The sequence below is a fragment of the Dankookia rubra genome, assembly GCF_004355005.1.
Taxonomy (GTDB): Bacteria; Pseudomonadota; Alphaproteobacteria; order Acetobacterales; family Acetobacteraceae; genus Paracraurococcus; species Paracraurococcus ruber_A.
Genome location: NZ_SMSJ01000043.1, coordinates 19,599 through 39,584 on the forward strand (window position 1 = coordinate 19,599; position 19,986 = coordinate 39,584).

Here is a 19,986-nt window from a genome sequence, read left to right on the forward strand (position 1 = left end):
TGCCGCCAACCCAGCCGCCAAGCCTGGAACCCCCGGAGGAACCGTCCGCCATGACCCATGCCGTCACCCGCCGCGCCGCCATGCTCGGCGCCGCCGCCACCTCCGGCAGCCTGCTGCTCGCCGGCGGCAATGCCGGTGCGCAGCAGAAGCCCGCCGAGCTGCGGGTCGGCATCACCACGTTCCTTTCCGGCGCGGCCTCGGTCTTCGGCGTCCCGGCGAAGCAGGCCGCCGAGATGCTGTTCGAGGAGATCAACAAGGCGGGCGGGATCGGCGGCGTGCCGGTGAAGGCATTCTTCGTCGACGAGGCCCCCGGCACCGACCACCTGGTCGGCGAATATCGCCGCCTGGTGCAGAACGAGGGGGTGCATATCATCTTCGCCTCCATCTCCTCCGGCTCGTGCCTGGCCTGCACGCCGCTGAGCGACGAGATGAGGAAGACGACGCTGCTCTGGGATTGCGGTACCCAGCGGATCTTCGAGGAAGGGCCGCACCCCTATGCCTTTCGCACCCAGGGCTACGGCACGCCGGAAGTGCTGGCGCCGCTGCTCTACCTCCTGAAGCACAAGCCGGACTTCAAGACGCTGGCGGTGATCAACCAGGACTATGCCTGGGGCCGCGACAGCTGGGAGATGTGGAAGGCCGGCATGGATGCGCTGAAGCCCGGCGTGCGCGTGGTGGCGGAGATGTTCCCCCGCTTCGGCGCCACCGACTACAGCACCGAGGTCACCCGCCTGCTGGCCGCCCGCCCCGACGTCGTCCTGTCCACCAGCTGGGGCGGCGACCTCGTCACCCTGGTGCGCCAGGCCACCGAGCGGAAGCTGTTCGACCGCTCCACCTTCGTCCTGCCGGTGGCCGAGGCCTCGCTGCAGACGCTCGGGCGGAACATGGCGTCCGGGCACATCATCGGCGCCCGCGGCGACCACTGGAACAACCACCCGAAGCCGAAGGACCCGGCGCGGCTGGCGAAATTCGTCGACAGCTACCGGGCGAAGTTCAACGAATACCCGATCTATCCCTGCCACCACATGGCCCAGGCGATCTCCGCCATGCAGGCCGGCTTCGCCAAGGCGATCGCCGCCAAGGGCGGCGCCTGGCCGAACGACCAGGAACTGGCGAACGCCTTCCGCGGCCTGACCTTTGACACCCCGACGTCGTCCATCACCCTGCGCGAGGACGGCCAGGGCCTCGAGGACCAGATCGTCGGCATGTCCACCTTCACCGACCGCTTCCCCTTCGCGGTCCCGAAGGACATGGTGATCTTCCCGGCGGCGATGGTGTCCACGCCGGTCGGGATGAAGAGCGTGGAGTGGCTGAAGACGCTGAAGCCCGACATCCTGGCGCAGATGGCGGCACCGATCGCGGGCTAGGAAGAAGGCAGTGGGGGAAAACACTTCCCCCATCGCGGCAGTGCCGCGATCCCTTTGTTTTTTGTGAGTTTGCTGCATGGCTGAATGGCTGACCGACAACGGGCTGCTGCTTGGGCTGGCCCTGCTGGATGGGCTTGCCTACGCGGCGCTGGTCTTCATGGTGGCGGTCGGGCTGAACATGGTGTTCGGCGTGCTGCGGATCGTGAACGTGGCGCATGGCAGCCTGTTTGCCATCGGCGCCTATACCGCGGCTTCCGTCGGCATCTTCTTCGCCTCGCTCGGCCTGCCGGCCTGGGCCAGCTACGTCGCGCTGCTGCTGGCCGCGGCCCTCGTCGGCGGCATCCTGGGGCCGCTGATCGAGCGGCTGATCCTGCGCCGGATCTACGGGCAGGAGGAGGTGCTGCAGCTCCTCGTCACCTTCGCGCTCTTCATGATCCTCGAGGACGTGCAGAAGCTGATCTGGGGCGTGCAGCCGATCATGCAGGACACGCCGATGAAGTTCCTCGGCACCGTGGAGGTGCCCTTCGGCGAGGACACCATCCCCTTCACCGCCTACCAGCTCTTCGTCCTGCCCGGCGTCGCGGTGGCGACGCTGGCCGGCCTCGCCTGGTTCCTGCGGCGGACGCTGACCGGCCGCGTCATCGTCGCCGTTACCACCGACAAGGAAGCGGCGATGGCCATGGGCATCGACGCCGCCAAGGTGACCTTGCTGACCTTCACCTTCGGCGCGGCGCTGGCCGCGCTCGGCGGCGCGCTCGCCTCCCCCACCACCTCGCTGGTCCCGGGCATCGGCGCGCAGACCATCGTGCTTTCCTTCGCCGTGGTGGCGACCGCCGGGCTCGGCCAGATCGAGGGCGCGGCGATCTCCGCCCTGATGATCGGCCTCGGCCGCTCCATCGCCGTCTACCTGGCCCCGGAATTCGAGGTGGTGGTGCCCTACATCATCATGGTCGCCGTGCTGCTGGTCCGCCCGCAAGGGCTGTTCGGCGTGCTGGAGACCCGGCGGGTATGAGCGCCACCGACCGGGCGCTCGCCGCGCCGCCCCGCACCATGCGCCTGCCGGAGGCGCTGCTCGCCGTCCTCGGCGCCGCTGCCCTGGTCCTGGTCGCCTTCCTCGCGCCCTGGCTGAAATTCGTCCTCACCGTTGCGCTCGCCAAGGGCATCGCCGTGCTCGGCATCCTGCTGCTGCTGCGGGCCGGGCAGGTCAGCTTCGGCCACAGCATGTTCCTCGCGGTCGGCGCCTATACCGTCGCCTTCCTCGCGCCGGCGGTGCCGGAGGCACTGCTGCTGCTGCCGCTCGGCGCGCTGCTGGCCGGGATCCTCGGCCTCGTCATCGGCCTCTTCGTCGTGCGCTACCGCGACATATTCTTCGGCATGCTGAACCTGGCGCTGTCGATGGTGCTCTATTCGCTGCTCGAGAAGCTCTATGCCCTGACCAAGGGCACCGACGGCATCCGCGTCTCCGGCCTGACCTTCGCCGGCATCACCCCGGACCGCGAGACCCAGGAATGGGTGATGTTCGGCCTCGCGCTGGTGCTGGCCATCGGCTTCGGCCTGCTGGTCCGCGCTTATCTCGCCTCCCCCATGGGCCGGGCGCTGGCGGGCATCAAGACGCGGGAGACGCGGCTGGAATTCATGGGCGTCTCCGCCCGCCGCGTGCTGCTCTTCGCCTATGTCATGTCGGCGGTGATGGGCGGCGTCGGCGGCACGCTGGTGGCGATGACGACGCGGCACGTCACGCCGCAGCTGGCCTACTGGACCTCCTCCGGCGAGCTGGTCTTCATCGCCATCCTCGGCGGCGCCGGCAGCGCGCTCGGGCCGTTCCTCGGCGCGACGGCCTTCGAGCTGGTGCGGGTCTATGCCGCCGCGGCGGTCGCCGATGCCTGGCAGATGATCCTCGGCGGCGTGCTGCTGGCGGTGATCCTCTTCGCCCCCGGCGGGCTCTGGGGCATGCTCACCAGCCGGCTGAAGGGGCGCGGCGCATGAGCGCGGCCGTTCACGGAGGTCCGCAGGACCGCGGCGCGAACCGGCCACGCCAGGCAACGCCGCTGCTCTCGGCCCGCGGCCTCCGGCTCGCCTTCGGCGGAGTCAAGGCGGCGGACGGCATCGACCTCGACGTCATGCCGGGCGAGTTCCTCGCCATCATCGGCCCGAACGGCGCGGGAAAGACCACCTTCATCAACATGTCGACCGGCTACCTAAAGCCGCAGGACGGCACGATCACCTATGACGGCCAGCCGATCATCGGCCTCTCGCCGCGCGCCATCGTCCGGCGTGGCATCGGCCGCAGCTTCCAGCTGCCGCAGCTCTTCACCGAGCACACGGTGCTGGAGAATGCCGCACTCGCCATCGCCGCCCATGCCGGCATCTGGTCGCCCTTCACCCCCCTGCTCCGCCGCGGCTACCACGACCAGGCGATGGCGCTGCTCGACCGCTTCGGCCTCGGCCCCGTCGCCCAGTCCCGCGCCGATGCGCTGAACGAGGGCGCCCGGAAACTCGCCGACATCGCCATGGCCGTCGCCCTGCAGCCGCGCCTGGTGCTGATGGACGAGCCGACCAGCGGCGTCGCCGCCGCGGAGAAGATGGGCATCGTCGAGACCCTGGTCCGCGTCCTCCGCGACACCGGCGTGACGGCGGTCTTCGTCGAGCACGACATGGACGTCGTCGCCCGCTTCGCCGACCGCGTCGCGGTCTGGAGCCAGGGCCGCATCGCCGCCCTCGGCCCGCCGCAGCAGGTGCTGAACGACCCCGCCGTGCTGCGCGACGTGATCGGGATCGAGGCGTCGCCGCCAAGCGGCGCGGGGCACTGATCATGCTTGAGCTGCATAACGTCTCGATCGACATCGCCGGCGTGCCGGTGCTGCGCGACGTCCACCTCGTCGTCCCGCCCGGCGGCCGCGTCGCGCTGATCGGCCGCAACGGCGCCGGCAAGACCACCACGCTGCGCACCCTGATGGGCCTGCTGCCGCCGCGGGCCGGCCGCGTGGTGATCGACGGGCAGGAGGCGACCGCGGTCCCGCCGCACCACCGCGCCCGCCTCGGCATCGGCTATGCGCCGGAGGAGCGCCGCCTCTTCGGCAGCTTCTCGGTGCGGGAGAACATGCTGCTGCCGGCCGAGGTGCTGCGCCTGGCCCCGGCCGAGGTGGCGCGGCGGCTCGATGCCGTCTTCGCCCTCCTGCCGGAGCTGAAGGACCTCGCCCCCCGTCGCGCCGCCGGGCTTTCGGGCGGCCAGGGCAAGATGGTCGCGCTCGGCCGCGCGCTGATGGTCGGCACAAGGGCGGTCCTGCTGGACGAGCCCTTCCAGGGCCTCGCCCCGGCGCTGGCGCTGCGCTACGCGGAAGCCCTGAAGCGGCTGCACCAGGCGCTGCCCGACGTCGCCATCCTGATCACCGAGAGCAACCCGGAGCTGCTCCGGCCGCTGGTGGAACGGACCTTCGTCATCGAGCGCGGGGAGATTGCCGCGGCGTAAGCGCGCGGAAGGGTGACCGCGCGCCGCGCCCGTCCCATATGCCGGATTGGCGGACGAGGACGGCACATGCGGCGATGGCGGCTCGGGGCGATGCTGGCGGTCGGGCTCGGGCTTGCCGGCTGCGCCACACAGCCCGCGACGCCGCTGCCCAACCCGGCGCAGGTCGCCGCGCATGAATGGGACCACGGCCCGCCCTGGGGGCCGGAGGAGATCCCCTGGGTGGCGCCGCCGGAGGTGCTCGCCTACGGCTATGCCCCCGGTTCCTGGGGCCCGGGCTATTGGGGTCCGGGGTATTGGGGACCCTCGGTCGGGCTTGGCTTCGGCTTCGGTCGCGGCTGGGGGCGCGGCTGGGGTCGTGGGTACCACGGCTACCGCGGCGGGTATCATGGCGGCTGGCAGGGCGGCTTGCGCGGCGGCGGCGGGCACTTCCGCGGCGGCGGCCGCGGCCGCCGCTGACCCCCTTCGCGGGACGGCGGATTGGCGGCAGCATGGGCGGAACGCCTTCGGGGGATTCGTCCACAGATGCCGCACCGCATCCTGCTCTGCCGCACCCTGCATCCGGCCGGCATGGCCGTGCTGGATGCCCGCCGCGATCTCGACATCGTCGCGCTGCACGACCCGCCGGTGGAGCAATTCCACCAGCACCTTTCCTCGGCCGATGCCGTGCTCTGCTGGCTCGAGCGGGTGGACCGGGCGGCGCTGGACGCCGCGCCGCACCTGAAGGTCGTCTCCCGCTACGGCGTCGGCTTCGACACGGTGGACATCCCCGCCTGCACGGCACGCGACATCCCGGTCATGGTCACCAACGGCGCCAACGACCTGAGCGTCGCCGAGCACGCCATGATGCTGATGCTGGCGGTCGCCCGCCGCGCGCTGGACCATGACCGGCACGTCAAGGCCGGCGGCTGGTGGGACGCGCCAAACCCGCGGATGGTGGACCTGGCGGGCCGCACCGCGCTGGTGGTCGGCTACGGCCGCATAGGCAGCCGGGTCGCCAATTACTGCCGCGCCTTCCAGATGAAGGTGCTGGTGATGGATCCCGGCTTCCACCCCATGCGCATCGCGGCCGACGGCTTCGAGCCGATCCGCGACCTGCAGGACGGCCTCGCCCGCGCCGACGTGGTCACGCTGCACTGTCCGCTGACGCCCGCGACGCGGCACCTGATGGACGAGGCCGCCTTCGCCGCGCTGAAGCCCGGCGCCATCCTGGTGAACACCGCGCGGGGCCCGGTGGTCTCGCAGGCCGCGCTGGCCGCGGCGCTGCGGGCGGGCCGGCTGCACGGCGTCGGCCTCGACGTGCTGGAGGTCGAGCCCTCGGATGCGGCGAACCCGCTCTATGCCTTCCCCAATGTCGTGGTCAGCCCGCACAACGCCGCCAGCACCGTGGAAGGCCTCGCCCGCATGGCGGCGCGGGCGGCGCGGAACATCCTCGACGTGCTGGACGGCAGGCGCGACCCGGCCTTCATGGTCAACCACGAACTCGGCAACCTCTAGGATCCCACGATGAAGCTCTTCTTCGCCGCCGCCTCGCCCTTCGCCCGCAAGGTCACCGTCTCCGCCGCCGAGCTCGGCGTGGCGATCGAGCGCATCCCCGCGGCGCCGCACCCGATCAACCGCGACCGCGGGGTCGTCGCCAGCAACCCGCTGGGCAAGGTGCCGACCGCCATCGCCGACGACGGAACCGTCCTCTACGACAGCCGCGTCATCTGCGAGTACGTCGATGCGCTGGGCGGCGGCAAGCTCTTCCCGACCTCCGGCCCGGCGCGCTGGCGGGCGCTGACCGAACAGGCGCTGGCCGACGGGCTGATGGATGCCGGCATCCTGCTGCGCTACGAGGCGCTGACCCGCCCGGCCGAGAAGCAGTCCGACGACTGGAAGGCGGGCCAGATGGACAAGATCACCTGCGCGCTGGACGAGCTGGAACGCCAGGCCGGCGGCCTCGGCGACCGGGTCGATATCGGCACCATCAGCATCGGCTGCGCCCTCGGCTGGCTTGACTTCCGCTTCGGCGACCTGGGCTGGCGCAACGGCCGGCCGGGCCTCGCGGCCTGGTTCGCCGCCTTCGACGCCCGCCCCTCGATGGCCGCCACCCGCCCGGCCTGACCGCCCGGGAGCGAATGATGGGTATTCGTGGGCGGCATTGTCCCGCCGCCCGCGCTTCGCGCTAGGCTCCGCCCGACCTGCGGAGATGACATCCATGGCCGCGAAGCAACTGCGCCTCGGCGCCTTCATGCGCCCGATCAGCATCCATACCGGCGCCTGGCGCTATCCCGGCGCCTGGCCGGACGCGAACTTCAACCTGAACGCCTATGTCCGGCTGATCCGCAAGCTGGAGGAAGGCCGCTTCGACGCCTTCTTCATGGCCGACCACATGGCCGTGCTGAACATGCCGGTGGAGGCGCTGAAGCGCAGCCACACCATCACCTCCTTCGAGCCGCTGACGCTGCTTTCGGCGCTGGCCATGGTGACGGAGCGGATCGGGCTGGTCGCCACGGCGAGCACGACCTACAACGACCCCTACCACATCGCCCGGAAATTCGCCTCGCTGGACCATATCAGCGGCGGCCGCGCCGGCTGGAACCTGGTCACCACGGCGAACCCCGACGCCGCGCTGAATTTCGGCCAGGACGCCCACATGGCGCATGGCGAGCGCTACAAGCGCGCCCGCGAATTCTACGAAGTCGTCAGCGGGCTCTGGGACAGCTTCGCCGACGATGCCTTCGTCCGCGACGTGGACAGCGGCATCTTCTTCGATCCGGGCAAGATGCACGTGCTGGGACACAAGGGCGAGGAACTCTCGGTGCGCGGGCCGCTGAACATCGCCCGCCCCGTGCAGGGCTGGCCGGTCATCGTCCAGGCCGGCGCCTCCGAGGCCGGCCGGCAGATCGCCGCCGAGACCGCCGAGGCGGTCTTCGGCGCTTCCGCCACGATCGAGGAGGCCCGCGCCTTCTATGCCGACGTGAAGGGCCGCATGGATGCGCTTGGCCGCGACCGCGACCACATGAAGATCCTGCCCGGCTGCTTCGTCGTGGTGGGCGCGACCGAGGCGGAGGCGCAGGCCAAGCGGGCGAGGCTCGACAGCCTGGTGCACTACGCCAATGCGATCGCCTCGCTGTCGATGGCGCTCGGCGTCGATGCCTCGGCCTTCGACCCGGACGGGCCGCTGCCGGACATCCCGGAAACCGAGACAAGCAAGTCCGGCCGCGAGCGCGCCATCCGCCTGGCGCGGCGGGAGAACCTGACGGTGCGGCAGCTGGCGCAGCGGCTCGGCGGCTATGCCGGGCTCGCCATGGTCGGCACGCCGGCGATGATCGCCGACCGGATGCAGGAATGGCTGGAGACGGAAGCCTGCGACGGCTTCAACGTGATGTTCCCCTACCTGCCGGGTGGGCTCGAGGACTTCGTCGACCAGGTCGTGCCGGAGCTGCAGCGGCGCGGCCTCTACCGGCGGGAATACGAGGGCGCGACGCTGCGCGAGAACCTCGGGCTGCCGCGGCCGGCCAACCGGTTCTTCGCGCGCTGAGAAGGAAGGCCGGGGAGAAGGTAGTCTCCCCAGGCCCCTCATCCATTTCGGTGAATCGGCACCCGCCGCGCGGCGGGCGCCAGACCCACGAACATGCCGTGCGACGCCGCCATGGCGCCGCGCCAAGTGCCCGTCACCTCAGCGTGTGGATTGCCGCCCCGGCGGCCGGCCGGCGTTGGAGACCGAACCAATAAGGAGGAAAGCCATGAAGCACCTTACGGCGCTGGCGCTTGCGGTCCCCCTGCTTGCGACGACCGGCGCGCTGGCCCAGCAGGCAAGGCCCGAGGGCAACACCGGATCCGGCGCGGCGATGAGCGGCGCGCAGTCGCAATCCTCCGGCATGCCGGCCGGCACCGCGGCGCCCCAGCCCAATCTGCACAGCCCGGCCCCGGCCGGCGCCAGCAACACGCCGGCGCGTCGCAGGCCCGAAGGCAATCTCGGTTCCGGCGCGGCGATGAGCGGCGCGCAGTCGCAGGGCATGGGCGCACAACCCAATGCCGGTAGCTCCGCGGCGCCGCAGCCGACCCAAAGCCCGGCCCGTCCGGCGCGTTAAGCCGGAAGGGTCAGGTCGCCTCGGGCCCCTGGATTCCGCCTGCGGAGTCCAGGGGCCCGGACATCATCCCTTCCCGCCGGCCAGCCGATAGCCGGCCTTCTCGGCGGCGGCCCGGCACATGTACCCGCCATCCGCCGTCCTGCCGTAGAACTGCGTGCCGGAGGCGTGGAAGATCTGGCTGCCGGGATTGGCCCAGACCACCGGGTCGCCGCCGCAGGCCCGCTTGGCCGAGGCCTCGGAGGCGAAGCGGCCGTTGCTGTCGGCGGCCACCGGCGCGGCGGCCGGGGCCCCCGTCGCCGTGTTGCCGCTGAGGCAGCTGCTCATGAAGCGCTCGCGCGGATCGCCGCTGAGCTTCTTCGAAGCGGCCTCCGCGTTGCAGGACCTCATGCGTTCCTGCTGCGCCGTGAGCGGCGGCTGCTCCGGGCTGGCAGCGGCGCTGGTGCTCAGGCAGTCGCTCATGAAGCGTTGCCGCGCCTCGCCGTTCAGCGCCTTCGCGCCGGCCTCGGCATTGCAGGCCTTCATCCGCTCCTGCGGCGCGGTCAGGGCGGTCTGTGCCTGCTGCGCCTGCGGCGCCTGCTGCGCCGCCGCCGGCGCGATCGCCAGCGCCGCCAGGACCGGCAGCACCAGCATCATGCGGGGTGCCATCAGCGCGGCTCGCGCGCCGGCATCGGCGCCAGCGACTCAGGCGAAGCGCTGCGGGCGCTGACCGCCGCCGCGGCGCGGTCGAGCGCGTCCTCCTCCGCCTCGGTGCTCAGCCAGCGATGCACCACCCCGGCGACCACGCCGCCGAGGATGGGCGCGACCCAGAACATCCAGAGCTGCTGCAGCGCCAGGCCGCCGAGCACGAAGGCCGGGCCGGTGCTGCGGGCCGGGTTCACGCTGGTATTGGTGACGGGGATGCTGATCAGGTGGATCAAGGTCAGGCAGAGGCCGATGGCGATCGGCGCGAAGCCCGCCGGCGCCCTGGCCGAGGTGGCGCCGAGGATCACGATGAGGAAGAAGAAGGTCATCACCACCTCGGTGATGAAGCCGGCGCCGAAGGCGTACTTGCCCGGTGATGCCTCGCCGAAGCCGTTCGCCGCCAGGCCCTTCACCGCGATGTCCCAGCCCGGCTGGCCGGAGGCGATGCCGTAGAGCAGGAAGGCGCCGACCGAGGCGCCGATGACCTGCGCGGCGATATAGGGCAGCGCCTCGCTGGCCTTGAAGCGGCCGGCGGCGACCAGGCCGCAGGTGACGGCCGGGTTCAGGTGGCAGCCGGAGATATGGCCGATCGCGAAGGCCATGGTCAGGACGGTGAGGCCGAAGGCGAAGGAGACGCCAAGCAGGCCGATGCCGACATCGGGGAAGGCGGCGGCCAGCACGGCGCTGCCGCAGCCGCCGAGGACGAGCCAGAGCGTGCCGAAGAATTCCGCTGCGAGCTTGCGAGACACAGACGATCCCTCCCATCAGGGGCGACACCACCGGCGCCCCGGCCATTCCCAGTGTAGCCCGAGTTACACGCCGTCACCGGGCGTCACAGAATAGTGTCACCGTTTCCGCTGCAACCCGATCGTGGGGCTGGCATCCCGCCGTCAGATCTTCGTTGCACGCCGGAGTGTCTCGCCAGCTTGACATTCCCGCAGGGGCCGCCTGAATTCGCGGCATGAGGATGCGTCGCCGCCAGGGCCTGGATCGCGTGGCATGAGCCGGCGCGTCGTCATCATCGGCGCCGGCGTCGGCGGCCTCGCCGCGGCGCTCGATCTCGCCGCGCGGGGGCGGGAGGTACTGGTGCTGGACCGCGCCGCGGCGCCCGGCGGCAAGATGCGGCAGATCGCCATCGGCGATGCGCGCATCGACGGCGGCCCGACCGTCTTCACCATGCGCTGGGTCTTCGAGGAGCTCTTCGCCGCGGCCGGCGCCACCCTGGCCGACCACCTGTCGCTTGCCCCGGTCTCGGTCCTGGCGCGGCATGCCTGGGACGGCGATGCGGCGCGGCTCGACCTCTTCGCCGATATCGGTGCCTCGGCCGATGCGATCGGCGCCTTCGCCGGGGCGGCGGAGGCGCGGGGCTACCTCGACTTCGTGGCCCGCGCCAAGCGGACCTATGCGGCGCTGGAAGGCCCCTTCATCCGCGGCGGGCGGCCGACGCCGGTCTCCCTCGTCAGCCGTGCCGGCATCGGCGGGGTCGGGCGGCTCCTGCAGACCTCGCCCTTCAGTTCGCTCTGGGCGGCGCTCGGGGAGCATTTCAAAGACCAGCGGTTGCGGCAGCTCTTCGGCCGCTACGCCACCTATGTCGGCTCCTCCCCCTTCCTGGCGCCGGCGACGCTGATGCTGATCGCGCATGTCGAGCAGTCCGGCGTCTGGCTGGTGGAGGGCGGCATGCACCGCATCGCCCGTGCGATCGAGCGCCTGGCGGAATCGAAGGGTGCGCAGTTCCGCTACGGCGCGGAGGTCGCGGCGATCCTGACCCAGGGTGGCCGCGCCCGCGGCGTGCGGCTGGCGGATGGCGAGGTGATCGAGGCCGCCGCGGTGGTCGCCAATGCCGATGCCTCGGCGATCGGCAGCGGGCGGTTCGGCCCGGGCGTGGCCAAGGCGGTGGAGGCCGTGCCCTGGTCGCGCCGGTCGCTCAGCGCCGTCACCTGGGCGATGCATGTGGCGACCGCGGGCTTCCCGCTGGTGCGGCACAACGTCTTCTTCTCGCGCGACTATCCCGGCGAGTTCGCCGACCTTTCGGTGCGCGCCCGGGTGCCGGCGACGCCGACCGTCTATGTCTGCGCCCAGGACCGTGGCGACGACGACGCGCATCCGGGCGGGCCGGAGCGGCTGCTCTGCCTGATCAACGCGCCGGCGCGCGGCGACACGAAGTCGATGACCGCGGCGGAGATCGCCGCGGCGGCCGAGGCCAGCTTCGGCCTGCTGCAGCGCGCCGGGCTGAGCGTCTACCGCGACCCCGCGCGGGAGGTGCTGACCACCCCCTTCGGCTTCGAGCGGCTCTTCCCGGCGACCGGCGGCGCGCTGTACGGGATGGCGGTGCATGGCTGGCAGGCGAGCTTCAGCCGGCCCGGGGCGCGCACGAGGCTGCCCGGCCTCTACCTCGCCGGCGGCAGCGCGCATCCCGGCGCCGGCGTGCCGATGGCAACACTGTCCGGGCGGCTGGCCGCGGCGGCGGTGCTGGAGGACGCAGGATGAACGCGATCACCGCGGCGCGCGGCTGGGAATTCGACCGTCCCGTCCCGCCGCACGGCTATGCCTGGTGGTATGTCGATGCGCTGAGCGACGACGGCCGGCACGGCATCACCATCATCGCCTTCATCGGCACGGTCTTCTCCCCCTGGTACGCCTGGTCGCGCCGCTGGGGAGCCGGCGATCCGGAGAACCATTGCTGCATGAACGTCGCGCTTTATGGCGCGCCGCGCCGCTGGGCGATGACCGACCGGCCGCGAACAGCGCTGCGGCGCGGGCCGGATGCCCTGCAGATCGGGCCGAGCGGGATGGAATGGGACGGCAATGCCCTGACCATCCGGATCGAGGAGGTGACGGCGCCGGTCCCCGGCCGGCTGCGCGGCACGGTGCGGGTGATCCCGCAGGCCATCTCGACCCGCAGCTTCCTGCTGGACGCGGTGGGGCGGCACCGCTGGCAGCCGATCGCCGCGCGCTCCCGCGTCGAGGTTGCGCTCGAGAGCCCGGCGCTGCGCTGGTCGGGCCCGGCCTATTTCGACACCAATGCCGGCAGCGTGCCGCTCGAGCAGGATTTCGTCGACTGGGACTGGTGCCGGGCGCCGATGCCGGACCAGACGGCGGTGCTGTACAACGCGCTGCGGCGCGACGGCACGGCGCAGTCGCTGGCGCTGCGCGTCGGCGCCGACGGCGCCGTCGAGGATATCGAGCCGCCCCCCGCCGCCGCCCTGCCGCGCGGCTTCTGGGGCGTGAAGCGGCCGGCGCGGTCGGAGGACGGCATGGCGCGGCTGGTCCGCCCGCTGGAGGACACGCCCTTCTACACCCGGTCCGAGATCCGCACCCGGCTGCTGGGGCGGGAGGCGACGGCGGTGCATGAGAGCCTGGCGCTGGACCGCTTCGCCGCGCTGCCGATCCAGGCCATGCTGCCGGTGAAGGTGCCGCGGGCCTTCCGCTAGCCCGCGGTCCTCCCGGCCGGGGCGTGCAGCGCCGGCTCCGCCGCATTCCAGCCGACGTCGAGCGTCGCCACTTCCCCGAAAGGCACGCCCCGCCGGTTCGCCTCGCTGATGATCGGCCAGGCGGTCCAGGGCATGGTCAGCAGCGGCAGCGGATCGGCCGCGCGCCAGGTGACGTCCGGCGTGCCGAGGAGGTGCCGGAGGTTGGCGCGGAAGCGCGGCCAGTCGCCGAAGCTGCCCTGCGTCTCCGTCACGCAGGACCAGAACTGCTGCAGTCGCCGCTCCGGCCGGAACCGCAGCGGATGCGCGGGGTCGAGGATGGCGGGCGCGAGGTCGGCCTCGGCGAAGAAATGCAGGCCGCTGGTGGTGCGCGGGTTGCACTCGATGCCCCAAGGGATGCCCGCGGCATCGACGATGAAGTCGAAGGCGATGAAGCCGCACCAGCCGGTCGCGGCGACGAAGCGGGCGATCCAGGCCTCGATCGCCGGGTGCTCGACGCGCTCGAACCCCACGGCGACCGAGCCCGACATCAGCGTGCCGCGATAGACTGCGGTGCCCTGCACGCGCCCCGCCTGCGCCAGGGTGCAGCTGCTGTGCTCCTCCCCCCGCACCAGGCGCTGCACCACGGCAGGCTCGGGTTGCGGCAGCGGCGTCCCGCGCGGAATGCGGCGGACGCCGCGGCCGGAGCAGGAATGCACCGGCTTGACGATGACCTCGGCGGCCTCGGCCAGGTCGCGCGCGGCCGGGTCATTCAGCGCGAAAGTCTCCGGCACCGCCAGCCCGGCCTCGGCGGCTGTCAGGGCGAAGCCGTGCTTGTCGTGCAGCCGCAGGACGAGCTCGGGCGGCATGGCCAGCAGCCGCACGCCCGCCGGCAGCAGCGGCCGCAGGAAGGCGACATGCATCGCCTCCTCCGAAACCGGCACCACCAGCGACACGCCTTCCTCCCGCACCACGCGCGCCAGGTCGCGCAGATAGGCGGCCGCGTCCTCGGCCGGCGCGGTGACGCGGATGCTGCGGTCGACGCTGCGCGAGGCACCGGCCAGGTGCCGCGGGTGCGGCTCCGCCACCACCACGCGCCAGCCGGCGGCGGCGAAGCTGCGGGCGATGTCGAGCGCCTTGGGCAGCCGCCCCAGGGTCAGCAGCACGGTGTTCATGCGGCGCGGGTGACGCGGCACATCACCTGCTCCACCGGGCGGGTCGTCAGCCGCGCCGCCGGCTCCACCCGCTCCGGTGCCTCGAGGTGGAAGTCGAAGGCGCGGAACAGCCGGGCGATCAGCAGCACCGCCTCGATCGTGGCGAAGGCGGCGCCGGCGCAGATGCGCGGGCCGGTGCCGAAGGGCAGGTAGGCGCCCGCCGTCATCTCCGCCTCGCGCTCCGGCAGGAAGCGGTCGGGATCGAAGACGTCGGGGTCCTTCCAATAGGCGCGGTGGCGGTGCAGCACCCAGGGCGCCACCATGATCAGCGCGCCGCGCCGCACCTTCGTCTCGCCCAGCGTGGTCGCCTCGTTGGCGATGCGCGGCAGGAAGGTGATGGGGGGATAAAGCCGCAGCGTCTCGCGGAAGACGTTGCGGATGAAGGTCAGCCGCTTGGTGTGCTCGAACCCGATCGGGCCGTCGCTGGCGACTTCCCTGATCTCGGCCCGGAGCCGGGCGACCAGCGCCGGTTGGGTCGCCAGGATGAAGAAGACCCAGGTCAGCGCGCTGGCGCTGGTCTCGTGCCCCGCCAGGAACAGCACGCCGAGCTGGTCGATCAGCTCCTCCCGGGTGAAGGCGCGGCCCTCGCCGTCGCGTGCCTCGACCACCGCGCTGGCGATGTCGTCGAAGGCGGCGCCGGCGGCCAGGTGGCCGTCCAGCAGCGCGCCGAGATGGCCGCGGATCAGCCGGCAGGCCTCCAGCACGTCCGGCTTCTGCGGGATGCGGGTCCAGGCCTTGTCCATGATCAGCCGGCGGATCTCCACCTGCGCCACGCTGCGCTCGAAGACGGTGAAGGCGTCGAAGACGTCGTGCGCCGCGCCGTGTTCCAGCCCGCTGGAAAAGACCGTGCGGCAGATGATGTCGGCGGTCAGGTGGGACATCGTCAGGTCGAGCGAAAAGCGTTCCCCGCTGCCCGCCCGTTCCGCCAGCGTCGCCTCGCAGAGCGCCGCCCCCGCCTCCATGGCCGGGAAGGCGCGGTTGACCCGCATCAGCGTCAGCGACGGATCGATCATCGCGCGCTGCCGCCGCCAGGTCTCGCCGGAGCTGACGAAGATGCTGTCGCCGATCAGCGGCTCCAGCGCATTCACCATCAGGTCGCTCTTCGGGAAGATGCCCTCGGGGTCCAGCAGCACCTGGCGCACCAGGTCGGGCCGGTTGACGATGAGGGTGGAACGGCGCGACCAGCCGAGCGGGCCGATCTCCATCCGGTAGGCGGCGGCGGGCAGCAGCGCCAGCAGGTTGCCGTCGCCGCGCAAGGCGACGCGGAGCAGCGCGATCAGCGCGGGGCGGGAGATCGGGCGCGGGGGAATGTACACCGGGCGCTCTGCTCCTCGGGCGTTCCGTTTGCTTTACACCAGACTATGTCAGGTGGCATTGTCGGGGCAACCGCTGCCAGAGAGCCGCATGGAGCGCTTGGCCTTCGACGTCCTGATCGCCGCCCATATCCTCGCCGGGACCACCGGCGCGGTGGCCTTCTGGGTGCCGGTCATCGGCCGCAAGGGCGGGGAGACCCACCGCAAGGCCGGACGCATCTTCACGGTGGCGATGCTGATCACTGGCGCGCTGGCGGTCGGCATGAGCGTCTTCACCCTGGTCGCCCCGCTGGAGACGCACCCGCACCTCGTCGGAATGTTCGAGGCGCCCTTCATCCGCGGCATCTTCGGCTGGATGATGCTGCACATGGGCATCCTCACCATCAACCTCGCCTGGTACGGCTGGCTGGCGGTGAGGAACGGCAGGCGTCGGGAGAAGGGGCGCGAATGGCGCAACCTGGCGCTGCAGCCGCTGGTGATCGTCGCCGCGCTGAATTGCGCGCTGCAGGGCTGGCTGATCGACATGCCGCTGATGATGGGGATTTCCCTGGTGGGCGTGGCGACGGGGCTGACCAATCTGTGGTTCCTCTACAAGCCGCGGCCAGGGCCGATGGACTGGCTGAAGGAACATGTGAAGGCCTTGGTCGGCGCCGGCATCTCCGTCTACACGGCGTTCATGGCCTTCGGCTCGGTGCGCATATTCCCGGAACTGGCGCTGAACCCGGTGATGTGGGCGATCCCGCTCTCGACCGGGATCGGCCTGATCCTCTGGCACTGGCGGAAGATCGACGCGCAGAGCCGGGCGCGGGCGGCGGCCTCGCCGCGCCACGCCAGGGCCTAGCGGCGGACCAGCGCTCCCGGCGCCGGCACCACCTCGTCCAGGATCTTCGCCGAGCAGATCACCCCCGGTACCCCGGCGCCGGGATGCGTCCCCGCGCCGACGAGGTAGAGGCCCTCCACCTCCTCGCTGACATTGTGCGGGCGGAACCAGGCGCTCTGGAAGAGCTGCGGCTCCAGCGAGAAGGCGGCGCCGTTCACGCTCAGCAGCCGGTCGCGGAAGTCCTGCGGCGTCAGCACGCGGGACGTCACGATGTGCTGCCCGAGGCCCGGCAGCACGGTCTGCTCCAGCCGCCGCTGGATGGCGGCGCGGTAGGGCTCGGCCTGCGCCGCCCAGTCGGTGCCGCTGCCGAGGTTGGGCACCGGCGCCAGCACGTAGAAGCTGTCGCAGCCCGGGGGCGCCAGCGACGGGTCGGTCATGCTGGGGCGATGGAGATAGAGGCTGAAATCCTCCGACAGGGTTTTTTCCGTGAAGATGTCCTTCAGCAGCGCCTCGTAGCGCGGGCCCAGCACCATCGTGTGGTGGTAGACGCTGTCGAACCGCTTGCCGGTGCCGAAGTACCAGACGAAGAGGCTCATGGAATAGCGGGCACGCTCGACCTTCGCGTCGGTCCATCGCTTGCGCTTGTGGTGGCCGAGCAGCTTCGAATAGGTCCAGCCGACATCGGCGTTGGAGACCACGACATCGGCGCCGATGGTCTCGCCGGAGGCCAGCGTCACGCCGGTCGCGCGGCCGTTCGCCACCTCGATCCGCACCACCTCGGCCTCGTAGCGCAGGGTGCCGCCGAGGCCCTCGACCAGCCCGACGATCCCTCGCACCAGCGCGCCCATGCCGCCCATGGCGTAGTGGACCCGGTGGGTGCGTTCCAGGTGCGCGATCAGGCAGTAGTAGGCCGTGGTGGTCAGCGGGTTGCCGCCGATCAGCAGCGGATGGAAGCTGAAGGCGACGCGCAGCTTCGGGTGGCGGAAATAGTCGGAGACCTTGCGGTAGACCGTGCGGTAGCCCTGCAGCCGCACCAGGTCCGGCACCGACTTCAGCAGCGTGCCGAGGTTGTGGAAGGGCTGGTCGACCAGCTGGGTGAAGGCGATGTCGTAGATCTTCTCGCTGTCGCGGATGAAGCGGTCGAAGCCCGCGGCATCCTCGGGCGAGATCCGCGCCACCTCGGCCCGCATGGCCTCGGGGTCGGCATGGCAGGCCAGCGTCTCGCCGTCGTCGAAGCGGATCCTGTAGAAGGGATCGACCGGCCGCAGGTCCACGTCGTCCGCCAGCCGGCGGCCGGCGACCTGCCACAGTTCCTCGAGCAGATAGGGCGCGGTGATGATGGTGGGACCGGCATCGAAGGTGAAGCCGTCCTGGCGGAAGACATAGGCGCGGCCGCCCGGGGCATCGAGCTTCTCCAGCACCGTCACGCGGTAGCCGCGCGCCCCGAGCCGCACCGCGGCGGCCAGCCCGCCGAAGCCCGAGCCGATGACCACGGCATGCGGTCGGCCATCGCTCTGCATATCCGGCATGGTGCCCCTCCCCCGGGATTCGCTACCACCCGTCACGGGAGCGAACAAGCAAGATGCCTCAGGTAAGCCCGAGCGTCAGCAGCGCAAGCACGACGTAGCGCCCGGTCTTGGCGATGGTGACGAGGATCAGGAAGACCCAGAGCGGCTCGCGTAGCACGCCGGCGATGACGGTCAGCGCGTCGCCGCCGAGCGGCGCCCAGCTCAGCAGCAGCGACCAGCAGCCCCAGCGCCGGTACCAGGCCTCGGCCCTGGCGAGTTGCGCCGGCTTCACCGGGAACCAGGGCCGGTCGCGCCAGCGATGGATCCAGCGGCCCAGCACCCAGTTGGTCACGGCACCCAGCACGTTGCCGAGGCTGGCGACCAGCACCAGCAGCCAGGGCGGCTGCCCGCCGGCCAGCAGCAGGCCGACCAGCACGGGTTCCGACTGGAAGGGCAGGATGGTCGCGGCGCCGAGGGCGGCGAGGAAGAGGCCGCCATAGGCCGCGAGGTCGATCATCCCCGCATCCTGCCACGAATGCGGCTTGCCGTCCGCGCCCGCCGCGGCGCCTGATGCGCGCCATGCAGGACATCCGCGCGGAGTTCGCCCTCGATCCCGGCTTCCTCACCGTCAACCACGGCTCCTTCGGCGCGACGCCGCGGCGGGTGCTCGCCGCGCAGGCGGACTGGCGGGCGCGGCTGGAGGCGCAGCCGAGCCGCTTCATGGTGGGGGTGCTGACCCCCGCCCTCCGCGCCGCCGCCGCCCGGCTCGGCGGCTTCCTCGGCTGCGACGCCGACGGGCTCGGCTTCGTCGACAATGCGACGGCGGCCTGCAACGCCGTGCTGCGCTCCCTCCGCCTCGCACCGGGCGACGAGATCCTGCTGCTGAGCCATGCCTATGGCGCGGTGCGCAAGACCGCGGCGCATGTCGCGGCGGCGGCCGGGGCGCGGACCGTCGATGCCGCCCTGCCCTTCCCGCGGCCGGACCCGGAGGCGGTGGTCGAAGCGGTTGCCGCCGCCATCACCCCGCGCACCCGTCTGGCGGTGCTGGACCACATCACCTCCCCCAGCGCCCTGGTGCTGCCGATCGAGGCCATGATCGCCGCCTGCCGGGCGCGTGGGGTGCCGGTGCTGGTCGATGGCGCGCATGGGCCGGGGCAGCTGCCGCTTTCGGTCGCGGCCCTCGGGGCCGACTGGTATGCCGGCAATTGCCACAAATGGCTGATGGCGCCGAAGGGCTGCGGCTTCCTCTGGACCGCGCCGCAGCGCCGCGCCGGGACCCATGCCCACATCCTCTCGCACGGCCTCGGCGAGGGGTACCTGGCCGAGTTCGACTGGACCGGCACGCGCGACCCCGGCGCCTTCCTCGCGGTGACCGCGGCGATCGACGTCCTCGAGGCGCTGGGCGGCCCCGCCCTGATGGCGCGCAACCGCGCCATGGCGCTGCAGGCCGGCGACATGCTCGCGGCGCGGCTCGGCACCGAGGTCGCCGCCCTGCCCGCCATGGCCGGCAGCATGGCGGCGATCCGGCTCGACCGGCCCGGCCCGGCGACGCGGGAAGCCGCCGTGGCGCTGCGGGCGCGGCTGCTGGCGGCGGGGACGGATGCGCCGGTCGCGGCGATCGATGGTGGCCTCTGGCTGCGCATCTCGGCCGCCGCCTACAACGAGCCGGGGGATTACGAGCGGCTGGCCGACCTGCTCGTTGCCACGCTGTGACTTGACCCGGCCGGGGCGGCGGGCGGAGGCTGCCGCCATGGACCTGCCCATCACCGGCTGGCACGCGCATGTCTACTACGACCCCGCCACGACGCGGGCGGCGGCCGAGGCGCTGCGCGAGGGCATCGCCGCCGGCTTCCCCGAAGCGGTGCTGGGCCGCTGGCACGACGTGCCGGTCGGGCCGCATGCCGCGGCGATGTACCAGGTGGCCTTCCCGCCCAGCCTTTTCCCAAGCCTGGTTCCCTGGATGGCGCTGCACCGCGCCGACCTTTCCGTCCTGGTGCATCCCGAGACCGGCCGGCAACGCGCCGACCACACGCGCCACGCGCTCTGGATGGGGCCGCCTTTGCCGCTGAAGGCAGAGATCCTGCCCGAGTAACCTTTCCCGCTCCCGCCGCGTTGCCGTTCCCAGTCAAGC

21 protein-coding genes are annotated in these 19,986 nt (G+C 71.9%); 15 read left to right on the top strand and 6 right to left on the bottom strand.

Features of this window, described 5'->3' with window-relative positions:
• The first annotated feature begins 50 nt into the window (after window positions 1-50).
• The 10 genes from E2C06_RS23415 (at window position 51) to E2C06_RS23460 (ending at window position 8,912) form a co-directional block, all read left to right on the top strand.
• Complete coding sequence (locus E2C06_RS23415) at window positions 51-1,367, top strand: ABC transporter substrate-binding protein (protein ID WP_241671433.1); 1,317 nt, start codon at window positions 51-53, stop codon at window positions 1,365-1,367.
• Window positions 1,368-1,443: 76 nt separating this feature from the next.
• On the top strand, window positions 1,444-2,379 hold the full coding sequence (locus E2C06_RS23420; RefSeq protein ID WP_133291017.1) for a branched-chain amino acid ABC transporter permease: 936 nt from the start codon (window positions 1,444-1,446) through the stop codon (window positions 2,377-2,379).
• Window positions 2,376-3,353, top strand: coding sequence for a branched-chain amino acid ABC transporter permease (locus E2C06_RS23425; RefSeq protein ID WP_241671434.1), 978 nt, complete (start codon window positions 2,376-2,378; stop codon window positions 3,351-3,353). The genes E2C06_RS23420 and E2C06_RS23425 overlap by 4 nt, the downstream gene beginning before the upstream one ends.
• On the top strand, window positions 3,350-4,177 hold the full coding sequence (locus E2C06_RS23430) for an ABC transporter ATP-binding protein (RefSeq protein WP_133291018.1): 828 nt from the start codon (window positions 3,350-3,352) through the stop codon (window positions 4,175-4,177). The genes E2C06_RS23425 and E2C06_RS23430 overlap by 4 nt, the downstream gene beginning before the upstream one ends.
• Window positions 4,178-4,179: 2 nt before the next feature.
• Window positions 4,180-4,836, top strand: coding sequence for an ABC transporter ATP-binding protein (locus E2C06_RS23435; protein WP_133291019.1), 657 nt, complete (start codon window positions 4,180-4,182; stop codon window positions 4,834-4,836).
• Between the two features lie 66 nt (window positions 4,837-4,902).
• A complete protein-coding gene (locus E2C06_RS23440) occupies window positions 4,903-5,292 on the top strand; it encodes a hypothetical protein (RefSeq protein ID WP_193560493.1) in 390 nt (129 codons plus the stop codon).
• 66 nt (window positions 5,293-5,358) lie between these two features.
• Window positions 5,359-6,330: an NAD(P)-dependent oxidoreductase gene (locus E2C06_RS23445; RefSeq protein ID WP_133291020.1), complete on the top strand. Its 972-nt coding sequence runs from the start codon at window positions 5,359-5,361 to the stop codon at window positions 6,328-6,330.
• A gap of 9 nt (window positions 6,331-6,339) precedes the next feature.
• Window positions 6,340-6,939 (top strand): glutathione S-transferase family protein, encoded by a 600-nt coding sequence (locus E2C06_RS23450; protein WP_133291021.1) that lies wholly within the window; start codon window positions 6,340-6,342, stop codon window positions 6,937-6,939.
• Between the two features lie 94 nt (window positions 6,940-7,033).
• Window positions 7,034-8,359, top strand: coding sequence for an LLM class flavin-dependent oxidoreductase (locus E2C06_RS23455; RefSeq protein ID WP_133291022.1), 1,326 nt, complete (start codon window positions 7,034-7,036; stop codon window positions 8,357-8,359).
• 205 nt (window positions 8,360-8,564) lie between these two features.
• Window positions 8,565-8,912, top strand: a complete 348-nt coding sequence (locus E2C06_RS23460; protein WP_133291023.1) for a hypothetical protein — start codon at window positions 8,565-8,567, stop codon at window positions 8,910-8,912.
• Between the two features lie 63 nt (window positions 8,913-8,975).
• On the opposite strand, the gene E2C06_RS38525 is transcribed toward E2C06_RS23460, so the two are convergent.
• Entirely contained in the window at window positions 8,976-9,557 is a 582-nt protein-coding gene (locus E2C06_RS38525; RefSeq protein WP_206664664.1) for a PsiF family protein, read from the bottom strand.
• Entirely contained in the window at window positions 9,557-10,342 is a 786-nt protein-coding gene (gene aqpZ / locus E2C06_RS23470) for an aquaporin Z (protein ID WP_133291024.1), read from the bottom strand. The genes E2C06_RS38525 and aqpZ overlap by 1 nt, the downstream gene beginning before the upstream one ends.
• Window positions 10,343-10,592: 250 nt before the next feature.
• On the opposite strand from aqpZ, the gene crtD reads away from it, so the two are divergent.
• Both crtD and E2C06_RS23480 read left to right on the top strand, forming a co-directional pair.
• Window positions 10,593-12,080: a 1-hydroxycarotenoid 3,4-desaturase CrtD gene (gene crtD, locus E2C06_RS23475; RefSeq protein WP_133291025.1), complete on the top strand. Its 1,488-nt coding sequence runs from the start codon at window positions 10,593-10,595 to the stop codon at window positions 12,078-12,080.
• Window positions 12,077-13,024: a carotenoid 1,2-hydratase gene (locus E2C06_RS23480; protein ID WP_133291026.1), complete on the top strand. Its 948-nt coding sequence runs from the start codon at window positions 12,077-12,079 to the stop codon at window positions 13,022-13,024. Before crtD ends, E2C06_RS23480 begins: the two co-directional genes overlap by 4 nt.
• On the opposite strand, the gene E2C06_RS23485 is transcribed toward E2C06_RS23480, so the two are convergent.
• On the bottom strand, window positions 13,021-14,196 hold the full coding sequence (locus E2C06_RS23485; RefSeq protein WP_133291027.1) for an ATP-grasp domain-containing protein: 1,176 nt from the start codon (window positions 14,194-14,196) through the stop codon (window positions 13,021-13,023). The genes E2C06_RS23480 and E2C06_RS23485 overlap by 4 nt on opposite strands.
• Window positions 14,172-15,530 (bottom strand): cytochrome P450, encoded by a 1,359-nt coding sequence (locus E2C06_RS23490; protein WP_133291028.1) that lies wholly within the window; start codon window positions 15,528-15,530, stop codon window positions 14,172-14,174. The genes E2C06_RS23485 and E2C06_RS23490 overlap by 25 nt, the downstream gene beginning before the upstream one ends.
• Before the next feature lie 88 nt (window positions 15,531-15,618).
• Here E2C06_RS23490 and E2C06_RS23495 point away from each other — a divergent pair, with 88 nt between their 5' ends.
• Window positions 15,619-16,368, top strand: coding sequence for a hypothetical protein (locus E2C06_RS23495; protein ID WP_133291029.1), 750 nt, complete (start codon window positions 15,619-15,621; stop codon window positions 16,366-16,368).
• Here E2C06_RS23495 and E2C06_RS23500 read toward each other — a convergent pair.
• Window positions 16,365-17,876: a phytoene desaturase gene (locus E2C06_RS23500; RefSeq protein ID WP_133291030.1), complete on the bottom strand. Its 1,512-nt coding sequence runs from the start codon at window positions 17,874-17,876 to the stop codon at window positions 16,365-16,367. The genes E2C06_RS23495 and E2C06_RS23500 overlap by 4 nt on opposite strands.
• 58 nt (window positions 17,877-17,934) lie before the next feature.
• Entirely contained in the window at window positions 17,935-18,372 is a 438-nt protein-coding gene (locus tag E2C06_RS23505; protein WP_133291031.1) for a YqaA family protein, read from the bottom strand.
• A 62-nt stretch (window positions 18,373-18,434) separates the two neighbouring features.
• Between E2C06_RS23505 and E2C06_RS23510 the strand changes: the two genes are divergently transcribed.
• Window positions 18,435-19,568, top strand: a complete 1,134-nt coding sequence (locus tag E2C06_RS23510) for an aminotransferase class V-fold PLP-dependent enzyme (RefSeq protein WP_206664665.1) — start codon at window positions 18,435-18,437, stop codon at window positions 19,566-19,568.
• Window positions 19,569-19,605: 37 nt separating this feature from the next.
• Entirely contained in the window at window positions 19,606-19,947 is a 342-nt protein-coding gene (locus tag E2C06_RS23515) for a DOPA 4,5-dioxygenase family protein (protein ID WP_133291033.1), read from the top strand.
• Window positions 19,948-19,986: the final 39 nt, after the last annotated feature.

Bases quoted from the DNA above. Each gene is read 5' to 3' on its own strand.
- E2C06_RS23415 (WP_241671433.1), top strand. From the start codon at position 51: ATGACCCATGCCGTCACCCGCCGCGCCGCCATGCTCGGCGCCGCCGCC.
- E2C06_RS23420 (WP_133291017.1), top strand. From the start codon at position 1,444: ATGGCTGAATGGCTGACCGACAACGGGCTGCTGCTTGGGCTGGCCCTG.
- E2C06_RS23425 (WP_241671434.1), top strand. From the start codon at position 2,376: ATGAGCGCCACCGACCGGGCGCTCGCCGCGCCGCCCCGCACCATGCGC.
- E2C06_RS23430 (WP_133291018.1), top strand. From the start codon at position 3,350: ATGAGCGCGGCCGTTCACGGAGGTCCGCAGGACCGCGGCGCGAACCGG.
- E2C06_RS23435 (WP_133291019.1), top strand. From the start codon at position 4,180: ATGCTTGAGCTGCATAACGTCTCGATCGACATCGCCGGCGTGCCGGTG.
- E2C06_RS23440 (WP_193560493.1), top strand. From the start codon at position 4,903: ATGCGGCGATGGCGGCTCGGGGCGATGCTGGCGGTCGGGCTCGGGCTT.
- E2C06_RS23445 (WP_133291020.1), top strand. From the start codon at position 5,359: ATGCCGCACCGCATCCTGCTCTGCCGCACCCTGCATCCGGCCGGCATG.
- E2C06_RS23450 (WP_133291021.1), top strand. From the start codon at position 6,340: ATGAAGCTCTTCTTCGCCGCCGCCTCGCCCTTCGCCCGCAAGGTCACC.
- E2C06_RS23455 (WP_133291022.1), top strand. From the start codon at position 7,034: ATGGCCGCGAAGCAACTGCGCCTCGGCGCCTTCATGCGCCCGATCAGC.
- E2C06_RS23460 (WP_133291023.1), top strand. From the start codon at position 8,565: ATGAAGCACCTTACGGCGCTGGCGCTTGCGGTCCCCCTGCTTGCGACG.
- E2C06_RS38525 (WP_206664664.1), bottom strand. From the start codon at position 9,557: ATGGCACCCCGCATGATGCTGGTGCTGCCGGTCCTGGCGGCGCTGGCG.
- crtD (WP_133291025.1), top strand. From the start codon at position 10,593: ATGAGCCGGCGCGTCGTCATCATCGGCGCCGGCGTCGGCGGCCTCGCC.
- E2C06_RS23480 (WP_133291026.1), top strand. From the start codon at position 12,077: ATGAACGCGATCACCGCGGCGCGCGGCTGGGAATTCGACCGTCCCGTC.
- E2C06_RS23495 (WP_133291029.1), top strand. From the start codon at position 15,619: ATGGAGCGCTTGGCCTTCGACGTCCTGATCGCCGCCCATATCCTCGCC.
- E2C06_RS23500 (WP_133291030.1), bottom strand. From the start codon at position 17,876: ATGCCGGATATGCAGAGCGATGGCCGACCGCATGCCGTGGTCATCGGC.
- E2C06_RS23505 (WP_133291031.1), bottom strand. From the start codon at position 18,372: ATGATCGACCTCGCGGCCTATGGCGGCCTCTTCCTCGCCGCCCTCGGC.
- E2C06_RS23510 (WP_206664665.1), top strand. From the start codon at position 18,435: ATGCAGGACATCCGCGCGGAGTTCGCCCTCGATCCCGGCTTCCTCACC.
- E2C06_RS23515 (WP_133291033.1), top strand. From the start codon at position 19,606: ATGGACCTGCCCATCACCGGCTGGCACGCGCATGTCTACTACGACCCC.